This window comes from Pseudomonas sp. TMP9, from assembly GCF_037943105.1.
Lineage (GTDB): Bacteria > Pseudomonadota > Gammaproteobacteria > Pseudomonadales > Pseudomonadaceae > Aquipseudomonas.
Map to the genome: position 1 here is coordinate 1,932,643 of NZ_CP149803.1, position 24,163 is coordinate 1,956,805.

The 24,163-nt window shown below is 55.9% G+C and carries 27 protein-coding genes; 9 read left to right on the forward strand and 18 right to left on the reverse strand.

The genetic code is table 11. The features are described from left to right. Positions 1-12: 12 nt before the first annotated feature. From WF513_RS09245 to ttcA, 10 genes are all read right to left on the reverse strand, one after another. Positions 13-672, reverse strand: coding sequence for a GntR family transcriptional regulator (locus WF513_RS09245; protein ID WP_339079093.1), 660 nt, complete (start codon positions 670-672; stop codon positions 13-15). Between the two features lie 259 nt (positions 673-931). Then, positions 932-1,483 carry a glutathione peroxidase gene (locus tag WF513_RS09250; RefSeq protein ID WP_339079094.1) on the reverse strand — a complete coding sequence of 184 codons (552 nt, stop codon included), beginning with the start codon at positions 1,481-1,483 and terminating at the stop codon, positions 932-934. Positions 1,484-1,526: 43 nt separating this feature from the next. Next, the gene (locus WF513_RS09255; protein ID WP_339079095.1) at positions 1,527-1,652 is read right to left on the reverse strand and encodes a hypothetical protein; all 126 of its coding nucleotides are present in this window, start codon (positions 1,650-1,652) and stop codon (positions 1,527-1,529) included. After that, entirely contained in the window at positions 1,649-2,848 is a 1,200-nt protein-coding gene (locus WF513_RS09260) for an MFS transporter (protein ID WP_339083496.1), read from the reverse strand. Before WF513_RS09260 ends, WF513_RS09255 begins: the two co-directional genes overlap by 4 nt. 213 nt (positions 2,849-3,061) lie before the next feature. Beyond that, complete coding sequence (locus WF513_RS09265; RefSeq protein WP_339079096.1) at positions 3,062-3,382, reverse strand: hypothetical protein; 321 nt, start codon at positions 3,380-3,382, stop codon at positions 3,062-3,064. A gap of 15 nt (positions 3,383-3,397) precedes the next feature. Next, entirely contained in the window at positions 3,398-4,060 is a 663-nt protein-coding gene (locus tag WF513_RS09270) for an O-methyltransferase (RefSeq protein ID WP_339079097.1), read from the reverse strand. Between the two features lie 27 nt (positions 4,061-4,087). After that, entirely contained in the window at positions 4,088-4,612 is a 525-nt protein-coding gene (locus tag WF513_RS09275; RefSeq protein ID WP_339079098.1) for a C40 family peptidase, read from the reverse strand. 158 nt (positions 4,613-4,770) lie between these two features. Then, positions 4,771-5,385, reverse strand: coding sequence for an NlpC/P60 family protein (locus WF513_RS09280; protein WP_339079099.1), 615 nt, complete (start codon positions 5,383-5,385; stop codon positions 4,771-4,773). Positions 5,386-5,641: 256 nt separating this feature from the next. Continuing rightward, a complete protein-coding gene (locus WF513_RS09285; protein WP_339079100.1) occupies positions 5,642-6,394 on the reverse strand; it encodes a DNA-3-methyladenine glycosylase I in 753 nt (250 codons plus the stop codon). A 30-nt stretch (positions 6,395-6,424) separates the two neighbouring features. After that, complete coding sequence (gene ttcA / locus WF513_RS09290; RefSeq protein ID WP_339079101.1) at positions 6,425-7,249, reverse strand: tRNA 2-thiocytidine(32) synthetase TtcA; 825 nt, start codon at positions 7,247-7,249, stop codon at positions 6,425-6,427. A gap of 97 nt (positions 7,250-7,346) precedes the next feature. Between ttcA and WF513_RS09295 the strand changes: the two genes are divergently transcribed. The 3 genes from WF513_RS09295 (at position 7,347) to WF513_RS09305 (ending at position 9,330) form a co-directional block, all read left to right on the forward strand. Next, positions 7,347-7,964 carry a DNA-J related domain-containing protein gene (locus tag WF513_RS09295; protein WP_339079102.1) on the forward strand — a complete coding sequence of 206 codons (618 nt, stop codon included), beginning with the start codon at positions 7,347-7,349 and terminating at the stop codon, positions 7,962-7,964. A gap of 156 nt (positions 7,965-8,120) precedes the next feature. Then, on the forward strand, positions 8,121-8,720 hold the full coding sequence (locus tag WF513_RS09300) for a Yip1 family protein (protein ID WP_339079103.1): 600 nt from the start codon (positions 8,121-8,123) through the stop codon (positions 8,718-8,720). A gap of 115 nt (positions 8,721-8,835) precedes the next feature. Continuing rightward, positions 8,836-9,330 (forward strand): SprT family zinc-dependent metalloprotease, encoded by a 495-nt coding sequence (locus tag WF513_RS09305; protein ID WP_339079104.1) that lies wholly within the window; start codon positions 8,836-8,838, stop codon positions 9,328-9,330. A gap of 249 nt (positions 9,331-9,579) precedes the next feature. Here the strand turns inward: WF513_RS09305 and WF513_RS09310 are convergent, their stop codons facing one another. From WF513_RS09310 to WF513_RS09320, 3 genes are all read right to left on the reverse strand, one after another. Continuing rightward, positions 9,580-10,761: a CaiB/BaiF CoA-transferase family protein gene (locus WF513_RS09310; RefSeq protein WP_339079105.1), complete on the reverse strand. Its 1,182-nt coding sequence runs from the start codon at positions 10,759-10,761 to the stop codon at positions 9,580-9,582. 135 nt (positions 10,762-10,896) lie between these two features. Beyond that, on the reverse strand, positions 10,897-12,534 hold the full coding sequence (locus WF513_RS09315) for an AMP-binding protein (RefSeq protein ID WP_339079106.1): 1,638 nt from the start codon (positions 12,532-12,534) through the stop codon (positions 10,897-10,899). A 217-nt stretch (positions 12,535-12,751) separates the two neighbouring features. Then, positions 12,752-13,891 carry an acyl-CoA dehydrogenase family protein gene (locus tag WF513_RS09320; RefSeq protein WP_339079107.1) on the reverse strand — a complete coding sequence of 380 codons (1,140 nt, stop codon included), beginning with the start codon at positions 13,889-13,891 and terminating at the stop codon, positions 12,752-12,754. Between the two features lie 160 nt (positions 13,892-14,051). On the opposite strand from WF513_RS09320, the gene WF513_RS09325 reads away from it, so the two are divergent. Both WF513_RS09325 and WF513_RS09330 read left to right on the forward strand, forming a co-directional pair. Continuing rightward, positions 14,052-15,050: an AraC family transcriptional regulator gene (locus tag WF513_RS09325; protein WP_339079108.1), complete on the forward strand. Its 999-nt coding sequence runs from the start codon at positions 14,052-14,054 to the stop codon at positions 15,048-15,050. Between the two features lie 39 nt (positions 15,051-15,089). Then, the gene (locus tag WF513_RS09330) at positions 15,090-16,370 is read left to right on the forward strand and encodes a dicarboxylate/amino acid:cation symporter (protein ID WP_339079109.1); all 1,281 of its coding nucleotides are present in this window, start codon (positions 15,090-15,092) and stop codon (positions 16,368-16,370) included. Positions 16,371-16,662: 292 nt separating this feature from the next. Here WF513_RS09330 and WF513_RS09335 read toward each other — a convergent pair whose 3' ends face one another. Beyond that, on the reverse strand, positions 16,663-17,172 hold the full coding sequence (locus tag WF513_RS09335; RefSeq protein WP_339079110.1) for a ProQ/FinO family protein: 510 nt from the start codon (positions 17,170-17,172) through the stop codon (positions 16,663-16,665). Positions 17,173-17,491: 319 nt separating this feature from the next. Between WF513_RS09335 and dusA the strand changes: the two genes are divergently transcribed. Further along, on the forward strand, positions 17,492-18,496 hold the full coding sequence (gene dusA, locus WF513_RS09340; protein ID WP_339079111.1) for a tRNA dihydrouridine(20/20a) synthase DusA: 1,005 nt from the start codon (positions 17,492-17,494) through the stop codon (positions 18,494-18,496). Positions 18,497-18,537: 41 nt separating this feature from the next. Continuing rightward, entirely contained in the window at positions 18,538-19,464 is a 927-nt protein-coding gene (gene tal / locus WF513_RS09345) for a transaldolase (protein ID WP_339079112.1), read from the forward strand. Positions 19,465-19,512: 48 nt separating this feature from the next. Here tal and rssC read toward each other — a convergent pair whose 3' ends face one another. Both rssC and rssB read right to left on the reverse strand, forming a co-directional pair. Further along, the gene (gene rssC / locus WF513_RS09350; RefSeq protein ID WP_339083498.1) at positions 19,513-19,995 is read right to left on the reverse strand and encodes an anti-sigma factor antagonist RssC; all 483 of its coding nucleotides are present in this window, start codon (positions 19,993-19,995) and stop codon (positions 19,513-19,515) included. A gap of 8 nt (positions 19,996-20,003) precedes the next feature. Continuing rightward, positions 20,004-21,188 (reverse strand): two-component system response regulator RssB, encoded by a 1,185-nt coding sequence (rssB, locus tag WF513_RS09355; protein ID WP_339079113.1) that lies wholly within the window; start codon positions 21,186-21,188, stop codon positions 20,004-20,006. Between the two features lie 215 nt (positions 21,189-21,403). Here rssB and WF513_RS09360 point away from each other — a divergent pair, with 215 nt between their 5' ends. Beyond that, entirely contained in the window at positions 21,404-21,697 is a 294-nt protein-coding gene (locus tag WF513_RS09360; protein WP_339079114.1) for a PilZ domain-containing protein, read from the forward strand. Between the two features lie 64 nt (positions 21,698-21,761). Here WF513_RS09360 and WF513_RS09365 read toward each other — a convergent pair whose 3' ends face one another. After that, positions 21,762-22,463, reverse strand: a complete 702-nt coding sequence (locus WF513_RS09365; protein ID WP_339079115.1) for a VacJ family lipoprotein — start codon at positions 22,461-22,463, stop codon at positions 21,762-21,764. A gap of 480 nt (positions 22,464-22,943) precedes the next feature. On the opposite strand from WF513_RS09365, the gene WF513_RS09370 reads away from it, so the two are divergent. Further along, positions 22,944-23,210 (forward strand): DUF4404 family protein, encoded by a 267-nt coding sequence (locus tag WF513_RS09370; RefSeq protein ID WP_339079116.1) that lies wholly within the window; start codon positions 22,944-22,946, stop codon positions 23,208-23,210. Positions 23,211-23,257: 47 nt separating this feature from the next. Here WF513_RS09370 and queF read toward each other — a convergent pair whose 3' ends face one another. Further along, positions 23,258-24,088 (reverse strand): NADPH-dependent 7-cyano-7-deazaguanine reductase QueF, encoded by an 831-nt coding sequence (queF, locus tag WF513_RS09375; RefSeq protein WP_339079117.1) that lies wholly within the window; start codon positions 24,086-24,088, stop codon positions 23,258-23,260. Positions 24,089-24,163 lie beyond the last annotated feature (75 nt).

The following is a 24,163-nucleotide window of genomic DNA, read 5'->3' on the forward strand; positions in this document are numbered from 1 at the left end:
GCAGCGGTTCCCTTAGGCCTCAGCCAATGCAGCCAGCACCAGCTGGCAGTTGCGCTCACCGTAGCCGAGCAATACCTGGCGGATGGCCTGATGGTCGCGACTGATAATGGCCTGCAACAAGGCTGCAAAGGTATTGATGAACTGGCCCATTTCGCTTCTGCGCCGCTCTAACGCAAGGTGATAGGTGCGGCTAATCGCCGGCAGCAGGTTTTCTAAGGTTTCTTGCAGGTAGGGATTGTTGCAAAACGGCAACGCTGCGCGCATCACATCGAAACTGCCTTCTACAAAGCTGTTGATGTCCTGACGCTGCAGGCTGTCCTGCAAGCCCTGCTGAATCACTAGAAACGGCTGCAAATCAGCCTCCACCTGCCAGCTATCAGCCACGGCTTTACCGAGCAGGATGTATAGCTCTATCACCAGCGCATACAGACTTTTGACATTGTGCGGCGTCAGCTCAGCCACTTGGGCCCCGCGACGTGGGGGAATTACGATCAAGTGACGACGTTCTAGGATCAGCAGGGCTTCGCGCACCGAACCCCGGCTGACATTGAGTGCCTGGGTGACTTTTTGTTCTTGAATACGTTCACGCGCTTTTAACTCACCACGGATGATGCGTTCTGCAAGGTGATGAGCAATCTGCTCAGCGAGGCTATCCGGTGCCTTAAACGTCATGATGATCCTTAGGCTCTGCTGACCTATTGGAAGAGGTGTAAAGACGCTAAGTCCGCGCCAGGCTTGACCTGAGCGGTCAAAAACGGGCGCGAGTGTAACACAGGGCGGGCGCTGACAAAGGTCACTGCTGCGCAACCTCGGCAGCCAGAATGCGGTTGTTTGATAAAACGCAAGGAGAGCATACCCCGTCATCTTGCTTGACCGGGCAAGCCTGCCCGGTGGTTTACCTATTGGGCGCCGTCTTTGGGTAGTTTCGCAATCAGCGCTGCGAGGCAATCGCCTGTTTGACGGCCGCCAGCAGGGCTGGGTCATCCGGGCTGGTGCCACTGGAGAAGCTGGCCACAACATTGCCTTGAGCATCCACAACGTATTTGGTGAAATTCCAGCCAGGCGCCTCGCTTTGCGCCGTGAGCGCCTTGAACAGTGGCACCGCATCAGCGCCCGTTACGCGCTGTGTTTCAGTCATGGGGAAGGTTACGCCGTAATTGACGTAGCAGATTTTGGCCGTTTCTTCGCTGCTGTCAGCTTCTTGGCGAAAATCATCACTGGGTACGCCGAGCACCTGTAGACCCTGATCTTTGTAGCGCTGATAGAGGGCTTCGAGGCCTTTGAACTGTGGAGTAAAGCCGCAAAAACTAGCGGTGTTAACCACCACCAGCGGTTTGCCGGCAAAGGTTTCACATAGGTCGATACGTTCCTGGCTGCGCAGCTTTTGCAATTCGCCCTGCAGCAGCGCGGGGCATTCAGCAGCCTGCGCAGAACTGACCCAAGCGCTGAACATGACCATTACAAGTAGAGGGAAACGCCGCATGAAGATCACCTTGATTAAGAAGACAATACCCGCCTTAGACGCTTCAGCACACGCCTAAGCCCAGCTGTAGAAATGCCAGACCACTTTGCGACCAGCCCCACCAAGCCAGACCCAAAATCACCATGGTGGCCAATACCAGTGCAGTAGTCAGGCCATACTCAGTATTCATATGCTCGCCTCTTGTTGCCGCAAGCGCGCCACCGGCTGCTCACGCACCGGCCAATTCAATGCAGCGGCCAGTAAACTGAGCAGCACAGCAATTTGCCAAACCAGATCATAACTGCCCGTGCGGTCATACACATAGCCGCCCATCCAGCCGCCAAGAAAAGCGCCGAGTTGGTGAAAGAGAAAGACGATACCGCCGAGCATCGACAGATTACGCACCCCAAACAGGGTCGCCACCGTGCCATTGGTCAGCGGCACCGTTGAAAGCCATAAGAGCCCCATGGCCACGCCGAAGGCGTAAGCACTCCATACTGTTAGTGGGGTCAAAATAAACGCCACAATGACCACGGCGCGGGCCAGATACAGCGCACTGAGCAAACGTGGCTTGGAAATGCGCCCGCCCAGCAAGCCAGCCATGTAGGTGCCCGCGATATTAAACAGCCCCACCAGCGCCAACACTGTGGTGCCAACCAGCGCAGGCAGATGCTGATCAACCAGATAAGCCGGCAGGTGCACGCCGATAAACACCACCTGAAACCCACACACGAAAAAACCTAAGCTCAGCAGCCAAAAGCCTGAATGAGCACAGGCTTCGCGCAATGCCTCGCCCAGTGTCTGCTCCTGACCGGTGCGCGGTAACGGGACATCCTTGAGCATGGCCGCCAGCGGGATGATCAAAGCGACCAGCAGACCCAGAGCCATCAATGCCAGCGCCCAACCCAACCAACTGATCAATCCCAGCGTGCCCGGCAGCATCACAAACTGGCCAAAAGAGCCGACGGCGGCGGCAATGCCCATGGCCATGCTGCGTTTTTCCATCGGCACTGCGCGCCCCACTGCACCCAGAATCACCGAGAACGAGGTGCCGGATAAACCCAGACCAATCAGCACACCCGCACTTAATGACAGGCTTGTGGCGGAGTCGGCCAGGCCCATGCAGACCAGGCCTATGGTATACAAAATGCCGCCGACTATGACCACACGGCGCGCACCAAAACGATCGGCCAGTGCACCGGTGAACGGCTGAGTCAGGCCCCAGATTAGGTTCTGTAACGCGATAGCAAAGGCAAATACCTCACGCCCCCAGCCGAACTCAGCGCTCATCGGCGGCAAGAACAGGCCAAAACCATGACGGATGCCCAGCGACAAGGCCAAGATCAGCGATGCGCCCAGCAGAATCCAAAAACTGCCGCGCCCGATTGTCTTCATGTTGCGTCCCTTACGATTGCTGCAGAGGCATTAATGCCAGCAAGGTTGAGCCTTGGTCACCCGCTAAGCAAGCCGACTATCGGCTAGAGGCTCGCGGCGCCAATGCACCGCGTGACCTGAGCCCCGCTTGCGCTAGGATTCTTTTGCTGGCTCAGTTTCACCCAAACAGGCTCACCATTAACCACAGTTGCACCTGATCAGCACTCAGTGCTTAGGCATAAAACCCGGCGGCTTGCCGGCCAGCCACGCAACAAAAGTACGCAAGCGCTCATCACTGAGCAGGCTGTCGCGGTTGTTGTAGGTCAACGCCAGTTGCTTTTCGCTGAACAGCCGATGGATCTGGTTGTGGCACGCGCGGCACACCCAAAGCGTGGCGCTGATGCGCTCGCTTTTGCCGAAGCGCTTCTGCACATAAACCTTGTTGTGCAGTGCTTTAGGGATCAAGTGATGGCGAGTCAGCGGAGCTGAGCGAGCGCACAGTTCGCAGACAGCGGGTTGTGCCGGCAGGCGGATCGATTCGGGCATACAGACGACGCAGCCTCAGCGCTTACGGCACAGGCTCAAGCCATCGCCCAGTGGCAGAAGAGATAGATCGATGCGCTGATCATCGCGCAAAGCCATGTTGAGCGCCTGAATTGCCAGGGTGTCGGCACTCTGGCCACTTGACTCCAGCACCCGCCCGCTCCACAACGTGTTATCGAACAAAATCAGTCCCCCTTGGCGTACCAAGCGCAAGGCGTGTTCTAAGTAGGCTGGATAGTTGGCCTTATCGGCATCAATAAACAACAAATCGATAGTGCCCGCCAGGCCTTCAGCTTCAAGTGCCGCTAGGGTCGCCAGTGCCGGCGCCAAACGCTGTTCGATTCGATCACTGAGGCCCGCCTCTCGCCAATAACGCTCAGCCGTAGCGTTGTAATCACCGGGAATATCGCAGCAGATCAAACGACCCTCTTGCGGCATGGCTTGGGCCATGCAGATGGCGCTGTAACCGGTAAAGGTGCCGACTTCGATAATTCGTCGCGCGCCCACCAACAGCACCAGCAAAGCCATAAACTGCCCCTGCTCAGGGGCAATTTGCCAGCGCGCAGTGTTTAGCTGCGCAGTTTCATCGCGCAGACGTTTCAGCAGCGGCGTTTCGCGCAGGGAAACATCCAACAGGTATTGGTGCAGAGCGCCATCGAGGTTCAGCGTCTGATTGGTCATGCCAACTGCCTCGTTAAAGGACCGCCGTTAGGGATTACTAGCCAACTCCGGGGGGAAAACTCGCTTGGCATTCAAATAGGTACGCTGCCAATAGCGGTTGCTTAGGCTGTCTAAGCGAACAGTGCCGCCGGTGGATGGCGCGTGGACGAAGCGGCCATCACCTACATAAATACCCGCGTGGCTGACTTGGTTACCGCCATTGGTTGCAAAGAACACCAGATCACCACTTTGCAGGGCATCACGGCCAACGCCTGGGGAGCGCATGCTAATCAGCTCGCGGGTCGAACGGGGGAGTTTGATCCCGGCAGCATCCCGGTAGACAAACCCAATCAACCCACTGCAATCAAACCCGCCTTCGGGGGTATTGCCGCCGTAGCGGTAAGGCGTACCGACCAGCCCCAGCGCTCGAAACAGAACATCCTCGGCATTACCGTTGCCGCTGCTGATGGGCTGATAAACAGTGGGCTGTGAAACTGGCGCAGGGGCTTGACTGGCGCAGCCACTAAGCAGAGCAACGAGCATCATTAAGCTAATACGAGAGAGAGTGGTCATAGACAAAGCGGTCCTGGGCCGGGATGCGCTTTACTCTGCAGGCTTGCACAACCTAGTGCAAGCGTTAGCTTTGCGTGGCAGGTTGTTGAAAATTATCGGGATGCGCTGCTAAGGGCAATGTCTGCGGCGATCAGTGCGCTTGATCGCCGCGAGAAACGTTAAGGATGACGCACAACAGCATCAGTAGGTGCCATGGCGAGGGCGCGCTTAGCTTCGATGAAGGTGCGCTTCCAATAGCGGTCATTCAAACTGTCGACCCGCACACCACCACTGCGACTGCTGCTTGAGTGAATAAACTGGTTATCCCCCATATAGATACCAGCATGGCTGACGCGATTGCGGCCATTGGTACTGAAAAACAGCAAATCGCCCGGCTCAAGCTCATCGCGCGCCACCAGTGGCGCATTGATGTTGATCATGTCGCGGGAAGAACGCGGCAATTTCATGCCCAGTTCTTCTTTGAACAGGAAGCCAATGAAGCCGCTGCAGTCGAAGCCCGACTTCACCGAGCTGCCGCCAAAACGATAACGTGTCCCTACCAGCGACAAGCCATGGGACAGAATGCCGTCTGCTAACTGAGGTAATTTATAGGCTTTTTCTTCGGTGAAATCGCCGAGGGCGGCTTCTTCAGCTTGTTCGTCAAACTCAGCAAGGTCGGTAGAAGAGAACACCGGTGGCTGGAGAGTTAATTCGGGCTGCGGCGTATGGTTGGCGCAGGCGCTGAGGACTAAAGTAAGTGCGATAGGCACGAGGGGTGCGAGGCGTTTGAGCATGAGCACGACCGTGTCGGTTAAAATTTTAAGATCGCGACTATGCCCTCTATGACATGCATTTGCAAATTCTATGGCCCTAGATGTGACTCAGCAGCTGCGGCAAACCATCTAACGCCAGCCTGTGCAGATGCACATCCGCCGAGCGCTCAAGTTCAAGCGACGCGGGTTGATTTGCGCAGTAAACCTGCTTTTTGCGAGTGCGTAAAAGTGGCTCGATGCGGGCGCAGCACTCAGCGCGCAATCAGCGCTCAGCGGGTCAGTGGTTAACCGTATGCGCCAGCATTACTGAGAGCTGACACAAAGGACGACCGCTCTGTTTGTGCCACTCGTTGAACGCCGCTTGCACCGCCGCACGTTCCTTCAGGCTGGTGGGTACTTTGTCGATAATCTTCTGCGCCTTAAGTGCGGCGACCATGTCATCGCTGGGGACAAAGGTGTCTTTGCCTACCATGCGTAAAAACCTTGGCGCCGAAAGACCGCCAAGCTGGCTGCCGTTTTTGGCTAGGTACTTCCAAAGCCCAACGATATCGTCCACCGGCCAATCAGCAATCAATGCACCGAAGGCAAACCCAGGCGCGGGACGCGTTTGCTTGCCCGCCACCTCCTGCAGAAGGTGGCGGGCAGCGCTTGATGAAGGAATACCCGGCAAATACCCAGCCTCCACATCCAGAATAAATTGGGCGTTACGCGGCACGCTTTTTAGTTTGCCCAAGTGGCGGATAATACGTGCGTCATGCATAAGGTTTTCCAACCGTTCCGCGCCCATCAGCACGACTTTTTCTGAGTCAAAACCGAAGAATACCTGCTCAAATGCAGGCCACTTGGAGTCCACCAAACTGTGCCTGAGCCCTGCACGGAATATCCGCAAACTCATCACCGACAAATAGCGATCATTACTGATCGCCCGCAGCTCAGCTGCACTGCGCGGTGAAGGCAGGCGCGCTTCCAACGCCGCGACTGAGCCGAAGCGATTCAGGCAGTACTCATGCAGCCATTTGTAATCACGCATCGGCAGTCCTTAGGCGGGGAATTCGCTGAATCAAAGGTTCATCACGTCAACAAAACGCGAGGCCGCATTGTCATCGATTTTCAAGCTCTTAAAGTCGAACAGGTTACGGTCAGCCAGCTGTGACGGCACCACGTTCTGCAAGGCACGAAACATGATGTCGATACGGCCAGGCGTCTTGCGCTCCCATTCCTTGAGCATGTCTTTAACCACTTGGCGCTGCAGGTTTTCCTGCGAGCCGCAGAGGTTGCACGGGATGATCGGGAATTCCTTAAGTTGGCTGTAAGCCTCGATATCAGCCTCACTGCAGTAGGCCAGCGGGCGAATCACTACATTGCGGCCGTCGTCAGCACGCAACTTAGGCGGCATGGCTTTGAGGGTGCCGCCATAGAACATATTGAGGAAAAAGGTTTCTAAGATGTCATCGCGATGGTGACCAAGGGCCATCTTGGTGGCACCAATTTCATCAGCAAAGGTGTAAAGCGTGCCGCGCCGCAGACGCGAACACAGCGAACAGGTGGTTTTGCCTTCCGGAATTTTCTCTTTAACCACCGAATAGGTGTCTTTCTCGACGATGTGATAAGGCACACCGATGGATTCTAGGTACGCCGGCAACACATGCTCAGGGAAGCCCGGTTGCTTCTGATCCATGTTTACCGCGACGATCTCAAACTTGATCGGCGCCACTTTTTGCAGGTGCAGCAGCACATCCAGCAGTGTGTAGCTGTCCTTGCCGCCAGACAGGCAGACCATGACTTTGTCGCCCTCTTCGATCATGTTGAAGTCGGCAACGGCTTCGCCTGCCTGGCGACGCAGACGTTTTTGCAGTTTGTTCTGATTGACCGAGAGGCTACCCATGGCGCGCTGGAATCCGGAAGTCGTTTAAGAAGCGGCATTTTACGCAGAAAGCGTGACGCGCCCTACCCCCATCAAAGTGAAATGCTAGGCCCGGCCGATGAACGACGATTTAGACCCAAGCCTCGACCTCTGCGAGCACGTGCATCAGTTATTGCGCGGCGCACCTAACGGTATGACTGAGTACGACCTGATCCAGCAGCTGAAAAAGCGCCACTGCTCGCATATTCCGAACCAGCCATTGACCGACGCACTGGTGCTGTTTCGCACGCATTTTCTGCTGTTTAACGCGCTCTATCGCCTGCGTGAGCGGCTCTGGGCTAGCCAAAGCGGTTATCTGCGCATCACCGCGCTGGATATTCAGCTGCTGCCCTTTGAGGGCGGTTATGCACAGTCGGACAGCTTGCAATTGAACGCGCACGACCCTCTGCGCGACTATTACCTCGACATGAGCCAGCTTAGGGATACCGACGAGCACGAGGTCGCCAGGTTGCTGCGTAGCTTCTGGTCATGCCTTGAGGGCGGCGAGCAACAGCAGGCGGCCTTGGCGCTCTTTGAGCTGACTGACAGCCCGCAACCCCTGACGCCGGGACGGATCAAACAGCGCTACCGACAATTGGTCAGCCTGCATCACCCTGACAGAGGCGGCAGCACAGAGCGTTTGCAGTCGATTAACAAGGCTATGGAAATACTAGAAAGCTATTACGGCCGCGCTTGAAAGTCCGATTTGCTCTAATGCTTCATCCTTGTCTCGCAGGATCGCTGCCTATACTGCGACATACGGTCGCATTGGTTCGGCCTCGTACCTGATAACGCTGCACATGCGTATCAGGCGCTGAGCTGGGGGGCGGCTGCCATATAAAGGAGGTTTGACATGATCAACCACGTTTGGGGGCTTTTCACCCATCCCGACCGGGAATGGCAGGAAATTCGTGGCGAAGAAGAAAGCATCAGCCACATGTATCTCACTCACGTATTAATCCTTGCAGCAATTCCCGCTGTATCGGCTTACATCGGCACCACTCAAGTGGGTTGGGCTATTGGCGACCGAGCACCGGTGATGCTGACAGAATCAAGCGCGCTGCAAATGACCATCATGACCTACTTGGCAATGCTCGCCGGGGTGGCTGTTATGGGCGCTTTTGTTCACTGGATGGCGCGCACCTACGATGCCAGCCCCAACCTCACACAATGCATAGTGTTTGCCGCGTATACCGCCACACCGCTGTTTATCGGCGGCCTTGCAGCACTCTACCCGCACCTTTGGCTCGCCATGGTGGTGGGCACCGCAGCCATCTGTTACACGGTGTACCTGCTATATGTCGGGATACCGAGGTTTATGGGCATACCTGAGGATGAGGGCTTTATGTTTTCCAGCTCTGTGCTGGCGGTTGGCCTCGTGGTGCTGGTGGCGATGATAGCCAGCTCGGTGATTCTCTGGGGCTTCGGCGTCGGTCCGGTTTACACCAGCTAATCCGGTATTTAATGAAACAGCATGAAACCACCTACGGGTGGTTTCATCGTTTTAGGGCTGCGACCCATGCCCGTCTTCGGCATAATTGCAGCCCCGTTATTCGATCATCAGCGCCATGCCCGAGCATCTTCTGAGCTGTGTAGAACACTGCTATCAAAAAGCCGAAACCTTCTTTAAACGATCCTTTACTCGCCCGGACGTGAGCTTCAAGCTGCGCGGGCAAAAAGCTGGGGTGGCGCACCTGACGGAAAACAAACTGCGGTTTAACCCGCAGTTGTATCGGGAAAACCGCGAAGACTTCCTCAGACAGACCGTGCCCCATGAAGTGGCGCACCTGATCGCCCATCAGCTATTTGGCTTAAAAATCCAGCCCCACGGCGAGGAATGGCAACTGATTATGCGCGGCGTTTATGAGCTTGCGCCCAACCGTTGTCATACCTATGAGGTCAAGCGGCGCATGGCCAACCGCTACATTTACCGTTGCAGTTGCCCTCAGGGTGAATTCCCCTTCTCGGCGCAGCGCCATGCCTTGGTAAGCAAAGGCCGCCGCTATTTCTGCAGACGCTGCAAAGTAACCTTAAGTTTTACCGGCGAACAACGGCTCGAATAATCATCGAGGCTAAGCGCTGTATGGTCACGGCTCAGCATGATTAGCCTGCAGCCACGGTCTTGTGGCCATGCGCTGCTCAAACCAGAAATTAAGCAGTAACTAGTGAGTCGCGCTTCAGTACGTCACAAAACATAACGCTACACGGCGACGAAGTGCATCAGGCTTATGCCGGAAAAACAAACGTTTGACGACTAACCCTCATGACGCACACAGCAAAGTGTTTACGCGATCGCAGTCTGTAGTGCGGAGTTAGGCCACCACTTTTGCTGCTTTAAGCGCGGCAATTTGCTCAACGCTGTAGCCTAATTCGGCCAATACCTCAGCGGTGTGCGCACCCAGTGCGGCGCCCACATGCCGAGGGGCCGGTAAACCGCCGGAGAATTTTATTGGGCAGGCGATTTGCGCCTGCGGCTGGTTATTCGCACGAGGCACCTGAGTGATTAAGCCGCGTGCTTTAACCTGCGGATGCTCAACCGCCTCGCTGAGGGTGAGCATCGGTTCTACACACGCGTCCATTTCAGCGAAAAGCTGATTCCACTCAGCGAAGTCACGCTTTTCAAACTCAATTTCAATTTCGCGTTTCAGAGCTTGCTGGTCTTCGGGTCGTTGAGAAAGGCCACGCGACGCCAACTCTGGGCGACCAATAGCGGCGCAAAACTGTTGCATAAATTGCGGCTCTAAGCTGCCCACCGAAAACCAGCGCCCGTCGCGGGTGCGGTAGTAATCGTAAAAGCTGCCGCCATTGAGCGCTTGGTTTTCCATCGCTGGCTCTACCCCGGCCGCCAGATAGCCCGCACCCGCCATGCCATGCAGGCTGAAAGCGCAATCAGTCATGCTGATATCTACGTGCTGGCCCAACCCCGTGGCCTGACGTTGGATCACCGCGGCCAGCAAGCCAATCACCCCATGCAGCGAGCCGCCCGCGATGTCCGCCGCTTGGATACCTAACGGCAACGGCCCAGATTCACGGCGCCCGGTGTAACTGGCGATACCGGCCAGCGCGAGATAATTAATATCGTGCCCGGCGCGGTCTTTATAGGGCCCGGTTTGGCCGTAGCCGGTGATCGATACGTAGATAAGCTTAGGATTGATCTCCTTGAGCGCGGCATAGCCCACCCCGAGTTTGTCCATCACCCCTGGGCGAAACTGCTCCAGCACGATGTCGTACTCAGCCACCAACTGTTTAACCATTTCCACAGCCTCGGGCTTTTTTAGGTCCAGGGCGATGCAGCGTTTGTTGCGATTGAGGTAGGCATGGCTGGCAGACACACCGCCGTCATGGGGCGGCAATACGCGCACCAAATCCATGCGCGTCGGCGACTCGACCCTCAGCACTTCGGCGCCCATATCGGCCAGCATCAACGAGGCAAACGGGCCGGGCAACAAGGTGGAGAAATCCAATACTTTCAAGGTCGACAGCGGGCCTTTCATAACAGCTCCTTTGGGAAATCGTTAATGCTGATGGGTATCGCTGCGCTCAACCTGCGCGCCCCGCCCCATGCAGCGGGCCTGAACAAATCAATCTCTGTAGCCGCCAGCTCGCTGACGCCTAAAAAAGCCAACGCTTCACTGCCAATGCAGCGGTTGCTTGGCATCCAGTGCTGCCAGCTGATCGAGAAAAAGCCCTTCCAACACGTTACGACGGATTTTCATCGTCGGCGTCATGCAACCGTTGTCCACGGTCCACGCCTCACGCACCACAATAAAGTGACTGAGCCGCTCGTGGGCCTCAAGCCGCGCATTCAGTTGCTGCAAGGTGTGCAACAACTCAGCCGCTACGTGTTCCCGAGCCTGCTGGCGGGCGGCGGGTGATAACTCGATCAGCGCCAATGGTTGAGCAAGGTTGCTGCCCATCAGGCACACCTGCTCGACCAATAGGTTTTTAGCAATCTCGCCTTCAATCGGCGCCGGTGCAATGTACTTGCCCTTGCTGGTTTTAAAGATGTCTTTCACCCGACCGGTGATCTTTAAGAAACCCGCTGCATCAACCTCGCCCTTGTCACCGGTGTGCAACCAGCCATCAGTGATAGTTTCTGCAGTTTTTTCAGGGTCCAAGTAATAGCCCAACATCAGGCTCGGGCAGTGCAGCAGGATTTCACCACTGTCAGCTATGCGCAGCTCATTGCCCGGCATGGGCCGCCCCACCGTGCCAAAGCGCACCTGCCCCGGTCGATTAAAACAGCCATAGGCCATGTGCTCGGTCATGCCATAGCCTTCGCAGACTGTCATGCCAATCGACTGGTACCACTCCAGCAATGCCGGTGGAATTGCTGCCGCGCCACTGACCAAAATACGCGCGCGGTCCAGCCCCAAGCCTTTACGAATTTTGCCCGCGACCAAGGAGCCAATCATTGGAATCCTCAGCAACCGCGCCAGCTTGGCTTGCGGCAGTTTCTCCAACACGCCCTGCTGAAAGCGCGTCCACAGCCGCGGCACGGAAAAGAATACGGTCGGCCGCACATGGCGCAGATCGCTGGCAAAGGTTTCCAGCGACTCGACAAAGGCAATCCGTCCGCCGCTATACAGCGCGTTCATCTCCACTAAAAACCGTTCAGCGGCATGCGACAGCGGTAAGTAAGAGAAATACTGGTCCTGCTCGGTAATCTGCAATTCCTTTACCGACTGGCTGCCCGCATAAGCAAAGGCCTTGGCCGAAAGCATCACACCCTTGGGTTGGCCGGTGGTGCCAGAGGTATAGAGAATACTCAGCAGGGCATCGGCAGACTGCACATGGGCATCGAGCAGAGGTGCATGCGCGGCCAGCAACGCATGCCAACCATGCTCGGCTTTGATTGTTGGATACGGCATGGCGATGCGTATCAGCTCAGGCGTAATACCCGGCTCCAACTTGGCAGGCTCATCTAACTTACCCAAGAAGATCACTTTGCACTGCGAATGATGCAGCACGTAGTTAATGCTTTCTGCCGACTGCAAGGGGTACAGCGGCACGCTGATCAAACCTGCGAGCATGATCGCCAAGTCGGCAATCACCCACTCCGCGCAGTTCTTTGACAGCAACGCAACGCGATCACCGGGCGAGCAACCCAGCGCATGCAGCGCTGCAGCCATGCGCCGCGCCTGATCATCCACTTGCGCCCACGTAACATCGTGCCATTGACCATTCACCGGCTGGCTGAGCCACACCGCATTCGGGCGTTTCTCAACCCAGAGCGCCAGGCGCTCCAGAGGCAGTTGTTCGATCATTTTTTACCTCATTATTATTATTTTCCAGACCTGAACAGTAGCGCTAAACCAGCCGCTGTGTACTCGCACGCACCGACCTCTGGTCATCCATATTGTTCTGGTTTTGCGATTAATTAATTGTCTACATAGCGCTAATTAGCCAATGCGCTGGCTGCAATGAGTACAGCCAGGCGATCCAGATTAACCGCGCGAATCGACTGGCTGACGGCTCCTGCTCCTAGAGCTTCATACCGCGGCTGATGATCTCTTTCATGATTTCCGAGGTGCCGGCAAAAATGCGCTGAATACGCGCGTTTGCGTACATCTTGCAGATTGGGTATTCCCACATATAGCCCCAGCCGCCATGCAGCTGAACACCTTCATCGACCACCTTGCACAGCAACTCGGTGGTGAACAGTTTGGCTTCGGCGGCCACCTCTGGGGTGAGTTTTTTCTCGTTATGGTCCATCACGCAGCGGTCGACAAACACCTGAGCCACGTCGATTTGCGTGCGCATTTCGGCCAGCTTGAAACGGGTGTTCTGGAAGTGCGATATCGGCCGATCAAAGGCCTTGCGCTCCTTCACGTAATCGATGGTGGTTTGCAGCGCGGCTTCGGCCGCCGCCACTGCACCGCAGGCATTGGTCAGCCGCTCCTGAGCCAGCATGTTCATTAAGTAGAAGAATCCGCCTTTGGCATCGCCGAGCAGGTTGGCTTTGGGCACCTTGACGTTATTGAAGAACAGCTCAGCGGTGTCTTGGCTCTTCATGCCGAGTTTTTCCAGCTTCTTGCCGCGCTCGAAGCCTTCCATACCGCGCTCAACCAAAAATAAGCCCATGGCGTGTTTGTTGTTTGGGTCAGTCTTGGCAGCAACAATCACTACATCGGAGAGAATGCCGTTGGAGATAAATACCTTAGAGCCGTTGAGTACGTAGTGATCACCCTGCTCCACCGCAGTGGTGCGCATGCCCGCCAAATCGGAGCCGGCACTCGGTTCGGTCATGGCCACGGCAAGAATCAATTCACCGCTGATGATGCCCGGCATAAAACGCGCTTTTTGTTCCGCGCTGCCGTATTCGGCGATATACGGGCCGCAAAGCGCCGAGTGCAACGGCAACCAAAAGCCCGCCTCGTTTACCCTGGCTAACTCTTCACACATGATCTGCTCATAGCGAAAATCCTTAAGCCCAGCACCGCCGTATTCTTCATCTGCCCAGGGCAGCAGAAAACCCATGTCGCCCGCTTTCTTCCACACTTCACGGCTGACCATGCCGGCGGCTTCCCACTCATCCTGATGCGGCACTACTTCCTTTTTAAGGAAGGCGGCGAAGGAATCGCGGAACATGTTGTGTTCAGTGTCAAAAATAGTGCGATGCATGCGGGGCTGCTCCCAGAGCTGAAGTCGTGTTGCAGGTTAGGCTGCGCGCTAGCAAGGCCTCAATGACCCATGCGCTCAGCCTGGATTGACCCAATCGCTCGACTGACTTGTCCTATGAGCAATGCGCCGCCTACCATCGGCGTACTTTCAAGGAGCCGTCATGCGCGAACGCACTATCGCCAGCCACTTTGTCCGTGCAGCCCTGCGCGGCGCCGAGCGTCAAGGCCACGATTGCAGCTCACTGTTGCGCCAACTGGGCATCCAACCGGCGCTGCTCGACGAGCCAAGGGCACGCGTTGCACCTGAGCAATTCGCCCGGTTGGTGCAGTTGCTTTGGGAGAGCCTTGACGACGAATACTTAGGCTTTGGCCGCCAGCCCAGCAAGCGCGGCACCTTCGCCATGATGTGTTACGCCATCATCCACTGTCATTCGCTGGAAAAAGCCCTGGGCCGAGGTGCGTTGTTTTACGGCCTATTTGCCCAAGCGCCGACCATCAGTATCCAGCGTGAAGGCGACTGGGCGCGGCTCAGCGTGGATGACTCGCCCCTAATCGACCCCGATCACTTCTTAGTGGAAAGCCTGCTGGTGATCTGGCACCGCCTTGGCAGTTGGCTGATCGGTCAGCGCATCCGCCTGGAAGAAGCCACGTTTACTTACACCCAACCCGCCCATGCTGGCGAGTACGAACTGCTGTTCCCCTGCACGAGACGCTTCGCGGCGGGCCGCACCAGCCTGCTGTTCAATGCTCGTTACTTAGCCATGCCGCTGCTACAAGACGAGCGGACCCTCAAACAATTCCTCCAGCACTCACCCGCCGACCTGCTCGCTCGCCCGGATGGCGGCGACAGCTTGATCAGCCAAATTCGCCGCCAGCTCGGCCGTGACTGCAGCAACTGGCCGGACCTCGACACAGTGGCCAAACACCTGCACATGAGCCCGCAAACATTGCGCAGGCATTTGCGTGAAGAAGGCTCAAGCTTTCAAGAACTCAAGGATCATCTGCGCCGTGATTTGGCTATTTACCATCTGGGTCGCGATGACTTAGCCATTCAGGACATAGCCGAACAGCTGGGGTTTTCCGAGCCGTCGGCGTTTCACCGGGCGTTTAAAAAATGGACAGGGCTGACGCCAGGGGCGTATCGAGCGCAGGAGGGATGAAGCGTCGCGCAGTCGTTGCGGCATCAATGTTGGAGCCGGTTGTTTCGCATCATTTATTCCAGAATAGAAGCCATGTACGCCATGTTTAAAATGTATACGCAATCGTCACTAATACTCCGCATCACCATCGCCTTGATCTTGGGTATCGGTGTAGGGCTGCTTGCAGATCAGCAGGTCGTTGACTGGTTTGCGCCCTTTGGAGAACTGCTACTGAGGCTGCTGAAGTTCCTGATTGTGCCTATCGTGCTCTTTACCTTGATTGTGGGGGTAAACCAAGGAAGTACGGGGGGGGTTGGGCGCCTTGGTGGGAAAACCATCGCCTGGTACCTGCTGACAACAGCCATTGCCATGATTGTGGGCATGGCCGTGGCGTCAGTGCTGTCACCGGGCGCCGGTATGCAGCTTGCGAGCGATGCTGTGGTCGAGGTGAAGAGTCAGGCAAGTATTGTTAACGTCGTTCTAAGTATCGTTCCGGATAATCTGTTTACCGCCTTTGCTCAGATGAACATGCTTGGCATCATATTTACCGCCGTAACCTTTGGCCTAGCGTTGCTGAAGCTGCGCGAATCCCCGGTCCATGGAAATGCGGCCAAGCAGGTGCTCACGGTTGTCGAGGGTCTTAACCAAGCGACCATGATGATCATGCGCGGTGTGCTGCATTACTTACCCATCGGCATATTCGCTATCGTGGCCGGCACTGTAGCAAAGCAAGGAGCCGCAACGATTACATCCTTGGCAGGCATGGTGGTGGTGTTTTATGTCGCGTTGTTTGTGCACGCGGGTCTTTACTGTCTAGCCATGCTGGTATCGGGCGTCAAAGTAGGGAATTTTATTCGCTACGCCAGAACCCCCATCGTTACAGCCTTCGCCACACAAAGCAGCTCTGGCACATTGCCGATTACTATGGATGCCGCCAGCAGGATGGGGCTCTCCCACCGGGCGTATAGCTTCATTCTGCCTCTGGGGGCTACGATCAACATGGATGGAGCGGCAATCAGAATCGCGATATCGGCAGTCTTTGCCGCGAACGTAATCGGTGTACCGCTGGACCTGATGCAGATGGCACAAATCGTAATCGTTGGGACGCTGGCAACCATAGGCACGGCCGGCGTGCCAGGGGCCGGGATCATCATGATCGCCACCGTATTTGCGCAAGTGGGCTTACCGATCGAGACGGTTGCCCTGCTCGTAGCGATTGACTCACTGGTTGGCATGGGGGCTACCGCCCTGAATGTAACTGGCGACTTAGTGGGAGCGGCGATTATCGGTGGCAGTGAAAAAGACGACGCCATTGAGTATGAATCGCCTCCGACTGTTTAGAACGTTAATAACCGGCCAAGTCTGTGAAAAAACGCAGGCGCCAAACATGAGATGCCGCCAGAAAGCTCCCGAATCGTAACGCTCGACTTAGATGCACGCTGACTAGTTTCTTTTGCACCTAGGGCTTGCCTTTACGGTCAATCAACGGTGACTGCTTGTTTACACGGCCTGGGCCGATTGCAGGCTGACGTAAAGAATTGCAATCGGCCACTTACCGCTCATTGAGCGGCCTGATCATCCCCTCGTGCACCTCGCCAGTGATTTTGCTACTCGGTACAGAGGGTGAATGTTTTTAATCCATGGCCTGTTCCAAGGCGCTATCGACGGCCTTATCCTGAATACGCTCTTTCGGCGTTGCCTGATTACGGCGTGCTTGTCCGCGCTGGCGCTTCGCCTGCTGTTTGGCATGCAGCGCCTGAGGCGCCGTAACTATGCCAACGGCTTGGCCGCTTAAGTCTAAGCGCGGCGCATTTTCCGTCATGCTTGCCCAATATCGATTTCCTCGGCACCAGATGGCGATGCCCTGCTTGAGCTGCTCGCTGGATACACCCAGTAGCTCTAGGTGCTGCTCGGCATCCTTTAAAATGCCTTCCTTAAGCGGAACCTTGGAAGCCGGATTGACCGGGAAGGCCAATGGAAAGTGCTTCTGCAATCGCCAGATCGCTTCCACCGCAGGATCTTGCTCGCGAGGCTTGGCCTGCACAGAAGGATTGCGTGTAGGCGGCTTCGCGCTCTCAGTCTTTACTGGCGCTTTTTCGGCCCGTAGGAGGTCGCGTAGCTCAGCTAGTTGTTCAAAACCCATCGTTTAATCCACAGTCTTATGATTGATTCAAGGTGCAAGGTTATCCCATGCAGTCTTTTGAAACAGCCCCTGCTCGGCCGCTATCTTGCGGACGAAGATCTGGCTCCGCGTGTAAACTCGAAGCCCATCTTTTTCTTCGAATCTGAACGGTGTGACCGATCGTGCCGTCAGCCTTCTTACGCGGCCTGTCGTTGCCATGCGGTTACACCCGCTGGCCGTTAGTCCGGGCGAGCATTTGAGTGGTGCAGCGCATCACCCAATTTTAAAATAAGCCACAAGCCCCAGTAACTCATCAGCGCCGCGTACGCCGGAGACGTCCATGCCACAAGGCTACAACCCAACAACCACGCCAGCTACAGTGTCCCGCCGCTTCTCGGTTGCGCCCATGATGGATTGGACAGATCGCCATTGCCGCGTCTTTTTACGTCAGCTGTCCCATCACGCCCTGCTATATACCGAAATGGTCACCACCGGGGCTATTTTGTACGGTGATACGGCGCGTTTTCTGCGTCACAGCGCAGCGGAATACCCGCTAGCCCTGCAGTTGGGCGGCAGTGTGCCGGCGGATCTGGCGGCTTGCGCCAAACTCGCGCAGGAAGCTGGCTATAACGAGGTCAATCTAAACGTCGGCTGCCCCAGTGACCGGGTGCAGAACAATATGATTGGCGCGTGCCTGATGGCGCATCCGCAGTTGGTCGCCGACTGCGTGAAGGCGATGCACGATGCAGTGGCCATACCCGTTACGGTTAAGCATCGCATCGGTATCAATGGCCGCGACAGTTATGCTCAGTTGTGTGACTTCGTGGGTACGGTCCGTGATGCCGGCTGCACAAGCTTTACCGTGCATGCGCGCATCGCCATTCTGGAAGGGCTGTCGCCTAAGGAAAACCGCGAAGTACCGCCCCTGCGCTATGACGTTGTGGCTCAGCTCAAACAAGACTTCCCCGAGCTTGAAATCATTCTTAATGGCGGCATCAAAACGCTGGAAGATTGCCAGCAGCATTTGCACACCTTTGATGGTGTGATGCTCGGCCGCGAGTCTTATCACAATCCCTATCTGCTGGCCCAAGTGGATCAACAGCTGTTCGGCTCAACTCGCGCGGTGATGAGCCGCTTTGAGGCCATGCTGAGCATGCGTAATTACATTGCCTCACACCTCGCCGAAGGGGGCAGCATGCACCACATTACCCGGCATATGCTCGGTCTGGCTCAGGGCTTTAATGGGGCGCGGCGCTTTCGTCAGCTGCTCTCGGTGGACATTCACAAGACCGATGAGCCGTTGGCGCTGTTCGATCAAGCGGCGCAATTGCTGCAAGGCCACTGACTCGGGTAAGGTCGCTGCATCTGTCACCACAAGGCTGTGTCATGACCTCCAAGCTGGATCAACTCAAGCAATTCACCACGGTGGTCGCCGATACTGGCGACCTCGACGCTATCACCCGCCTAAAGCCGGTTGATGCCACCACCAACCCTTCCCTGCTGCTTAAAGCGGCGGCCATGCCGCGCTACAGCGACCTGCTGCAATGCGCAATCAAGGCTTGCGAAGACGATCTAGGTTTGGCTTGCGACCATTTTGGCGTCGCGGTCGGTGGTGAAATCCTCAAGATCATTCCCGGACGTATTTCCACCGAAGTGGACGCGCGCCTGTCTTTCGACACTCAAGCCACCTTGCGTCGCGCCGAACGCCTGATCAGCCTGTATGAAGAGGCCGGTATCGGTCGCGAACGCGTGCTAATCAAGATTGCCTCAACCTGGGAAGGCATTCGCGCCGCTGAGCAACTTGAGAAAGCGGGCATCCAATGTAACCTGACCCTGCTGTTCAGCTTTGCTCAAGCCCAGGCGTGCGCGGATGCGGGTGCGTTTCTGATTTCGCCCTTCGTGGGGCGTATCTATGACTGGCACAAAAAAACAGAAGGCCGCGATTATGTGGGCGCCGAAGACCCTGGCGTGCAATCGGTAACGCGCATCTACAACTACTACAAGGCCAACGACTATAAGACCGTGGTGATGGGCGCGAGTTTTCGCAATCTTGGTCAAATCGAACAACTGGCCGGTTGTGACCGGCTGACTATCAGCCCAGAGCTGTTGCAGCAATTGGCTGACGATCAGCGGCCACTGGCGCGCCTGCTCAGCCCCGGCAAGGCCGCAGAAGCTAAACAACCCTTAAATGAAAGCCAATTCCGCTGGGCCATGAATGAAGATGCCATGGGCACCGAGAAGCTGGCTGAGGGCATTCGCCTGTTCGCCCGCGATCAAGAAAAGCTGGAGAAATTACTGACTGCTCAGGCTTAAATACAAACGGGGCGCTTGTAAGCGCCCCGTTTGTTTGCCGTGCCGGTGTCAGTGGTGTTCGAGGGCACTGACCAAATCGTGGAAGGCTTCGCGATTAGATTCATTTAACCCCATCAGAATACGGTGCGCTTCGAGTACCTTGGCGCGCACCAACTCTTCTGACTGATCCTGCGGCGGTAGGTCATCTAAGCAGTCAGGGCACGGCAGCGGCGTATCAACAATATTGAACACCTGGTCAAAGCCCATCGACTGCAACAAACGAGTGATATCCGGGTGGGTGGTCACTACAGTCGGCAGCAAACCAACTTTTGAGCGCGACAAAATCGATAACTTGGCCAACAGCCCGAGAGTTGTGCTGTCAATGCTGCGCGTTTCGGTAAGATCAATCACGATGGCTGAGAAATTCAGCGCGGTGAAGATTTTTTCGATGGTCGAATCTAGGGCCGAACACAGGGTCAGGCGTACTTCGCCGACAAACTTCAAGATGAACGTGCCATCTTGCTCAGCAAACTGAATTCTACCGGGGCTTATCCCAGGGTTCATGCAAGGTTCCTGCTTAACACCAGCAAAGCGATATCATCCGGCATATCCCCTAAATTGGCCAGCCCAAAAGCCTTGCGCAGGCCATCCAAGGTGCCGCCTGCAGTGCTAATCAATTGCGGCAGCAGCGTTTCCTTATCACTCAACGTATCGCCCGGCAGCAGATCAAGGATACCGTCAGAGAGCAGCGTCAGGCTGAACGACTCGGGTAACTCTATTTCTAGGTCGTTGTATTCAGCCTCAACAAACAATCCAACCGGCAGGCCACGACCTTGCAGGTAGTGAGCTTGACCTTCGCTGTACAACACCGGCAACGGCAAGTGCCCGCCAATACTGTACGTCAGGCGATTGTTGGCCTGATCGATCACGCCACCGAGCATGGTCACGTGCTTACCCAGCTTGCAGTTGATCAGACCACGGTTGATATGCGCGAGCACCTCAGACGGTTTGATGTCTGGCAAGCTTGCGCCGCGGCGCGACTCGTAGAGCAAGCGGGTGGTCATAAACTTCAGCAGTACCGTGATAAAGGCTGAAGACGCTCCGTGCCCAGAGACATCGGCCAAATAAAAGGCGATACGGCTGTCATCGACCCGAAAATAATCGACAAAGTCACCAGACAGGTAAAGCGACGGAATAATCTGATGGGCAAAATTCAGCCCGTCGGCCTGCCAGGGCGTTACTGGCAGCATGTTCATTTGCACTTGGCGACCGGCGTTTTGATCTTCCTGCAACAGATGCAGGCTGGCTTGCAGCTCACGGTTGGCCGTTTCCAACTCATCACGGTAGCGCTGGTTTTCTAGGCGTAAATTGGCCCGATCCAGCGCCCGGTTTACTGAGTGTTCAAGCACGGCTAGATCAGCCAAGGGCTTGATCAAATAATCGGCAGCACCCAAACGTAACGCTTCAACCGCATCACTCATAACGCCTGCACCCGACACCACGATGACCGGAGTTTCCACGTGCAGGGCATTGATGCGGCGGATCAATTCGAGGCCATCGACTTGGGGCATGCGCAGATCGCAGATCACCAGATCCGGCGACTTCGCTTGAAAGATTTCCAGCCCCTGCAAACCATTGACGGCTTGCAGCACATGAAAACCACTGTCTTCCAAATAGGCGGCGAGGCTCGCGCGCACTACGTCGTCGTCATCGATTATCAGCAGCGTGGCACTGGTTTTGTGCATGAGGTTTCCAGGCAAACTGCGCCGGGTGTGGGTTGGCTTGTACGTCAGGGCAACTGCCTGGACGCGCGAACTCAGCGTGCTTCAAGGCGCAGACGGTACTCCCATCCGCTATGTGATTCAAGCGTGCGCCGGTCGTCGAAACACGGCTTTACACCTCAAATGAGCCAAGGTTATAAGAGCTGCAGGACAGACCCCATAACAAGAGGAAAATGCCCATGAGCCAAAATGACTACAGTGAAAAGCGTGATTACATTCGCATGCGGCTAGAAGCGCCCGTCACCTTGCACCATGACGACAAGGAAATTCCCGCACTGTGCCTCGATCTCTCCAGCACAGGCATGCAACTGGAGGCCGAAAGCGCGGTAAAGATGGGTGACAAGGTGCGTGTCCATATCGCCTCAGACCATAACGAGTTGCGCGGGCTGGATGCATACGCCGAGGTGGTGCGCGTCAGCCTCTTGGAAGACGGCCGCCAGTCTCTTGGTTTAGCCATTATCAGCATGAACTGAAAATACGCTGCCAAGAAAAAGGCGGCCCTTTATGGCCGCCTCAATATGTACACGTGCAGATCGATCAAAAATCGTCTTCGACGTCGCCGTCACGTACCTTGAACTCACGGTTTTGCAAGTAGGCATTGCGTACGAACGTGTATTTATCGCCACTGATCAAGCGCTCAGCCGACAACAGGTTAGCCCTAATCTCGACGGCCTCAACACCGCGCACCACATTAGCAGTTGGCACGTGACCGATAGAGGCTGGAGCTGTCAGCATGCTGTCCGGCACTCTGCCGAAGGCATCGCGCACGGTGCTCGGCCCCAGCAGTGGCAATACGACGTAAGGCCCACTATTGACGCCCCAGACGCCCATCGTCTGGCCGAAGTCCTCACCGCTACGCTGCAGGCCCATGGCACTGCCCACATCAAAGAAGCCCAGCAAGCCGAAGGTTGTGTTGAAAATCAGGCGACTGCTATCAACCCCCGCATCATGCAACTTGCCCTGCAGCAGGTTGTTGGCCAAGTTGCCAACATCACCAATGTTGCGGAAGACGTTATGCACGCCGTCTTCAAGAAACTGCGGCGTCACCGCCTGATAACCTTTGGCCAATGGCTTCAAAGTATAGGCATCAACGTTATCGTTGATGCGAAACATAAAGCGGTTGTAACCCTGCCAAGGATCTTCTTCGCTGGCTTGCGCCAGTGCAGGCAGCAATAGCAGGCCGGTACAGGCAACCAATAGGCTCAATCGTTGAATCCAGCTCGCACCGATCACACGCATCACAGTCACTCCTTGAAAAATACTCAGGCTGCCTCAGGCTGCCAAATCAGGCGGGCAGTATAAGGGTGCAGCCCGTTGAATAGGCAGCATAGCGGACAAACAATCACCTGAAAAACCCAACTATTTGTTGTGTAAAATCAGACAATCGGCAGCCTAACGCTGGAAAACGACCAGCCACCAGACAGGTCAGCACCCTAGCCAGATGGCTATTGAGCAGTTACCGGCTGCAGTGAGCCTTCGATGCAACCCAGCCTGACGCTGCTAGAGCTCAATCATCATAAAAGTTACAGCGAGACCTCTGGCAAAGCGTCTTCAAAGGCCTGAAACCCCAAGCTAGAGCCTGATGACGCGTCATAGCGGTACTTAACGTTTGATCCAAAGCAAGCAAAGCCGGCGAGCTTGGATTAACCTGAGCACATGCAAAACCTTTCGCACTCGCGCAAGGTCAGCCAATTTATCGACATTTAAAAGGACAACGCTATGCCTGCAAGCCGCCTGCAGCAACAATTGCAAGATCTGCGCGACCAACTGGCCGAGCAGCCGCAACTGACTGAAGAGGAACAAGCCGAGCTGTTTGTGCTGACTCAGGAAATAGAATTACAGCTGGCCCGCGAGGTTGCAGCAGCCCCCGATGCCACCTTGATTGACGGGGTCAACTTGGCGGTCGAGCGCTTTGAAGCGAGCCACCCTACCCTCGCTGGCACCCTGCGTAATATCGTGCAAAGTTTGGCCAATATGGGTATTTAAACCAACCATCGCCGAAAAAAGCCCCAGCACTTAGCTGGGGTTTTGCATTACTGCCTTACCAAACGCTGGTTATCCGGGTTGATGGCATCAGTACTGCGATAAGGATTGATATCCAGCCCGCCACGCCGCACGTAACGCGCGTAGACCGTCAGGTGCACAGGGTTGAGCAGCCGCAGCAGGTCGAGAAAAATGCGTTCAACACACTGCTCATGAAAGTCAGCATGCTGGCGGAAGCTCACCACATACGCCAACACGCTGGCGTGATCCAGCGCGGGGCCGCGGTACTGCACCACCAACGTGCCCCAATCTGGCTGGCCGGTAACCGGGCAGTTGGACTTGAGCAAGTGACTGTGCAGGCTTTCCTCGACGACTCGCAGCGCATCGCAGCACAACAATTCTGGTTGCGGTTGCGCATAGTTACTGATGCTCACATCCAGCTCATCAATACAGACACCGGGCGCTTGCACCACACCTTCGGCCGTGACATCCGCCAAGCTGCGCACACGCACGCCTACAGGCTTGCCAGCAGCGGCTGAGAGGTCCTGCACCAAAACCGCTACCAATTCGTCAGGCGTGTTGAACACTGACTGGTTCAGTGAGTTGAGGTACAACTTGAACGACTTCGACTCGATGATATTCGGCGAGTCCGCAGGAATGGCAAATTCGCCCATGGCCACTACCGGCTTACCGGACGGTAACAGCCAAGACAGCTCAAAACAGTTCCAGAAATCAATGCCCTGATACGGCAGCGTCTCGGCGCTCAGGCCCAACTCAGCCCATTTCGCCGCACGCGGGATGGGGAACAGCAGCGAGGGGGTATAAGTGGCAATGTATTCGCTGGATTTACCCAGGGGCGAATCTTCGGCGGCGGGATGCATGAGGAAACCTGAGGAGTCGAGTGGCAAAGAATGTATTTAGCTTTTATCTGGATTACACGGGCAGTGGACCAGAGC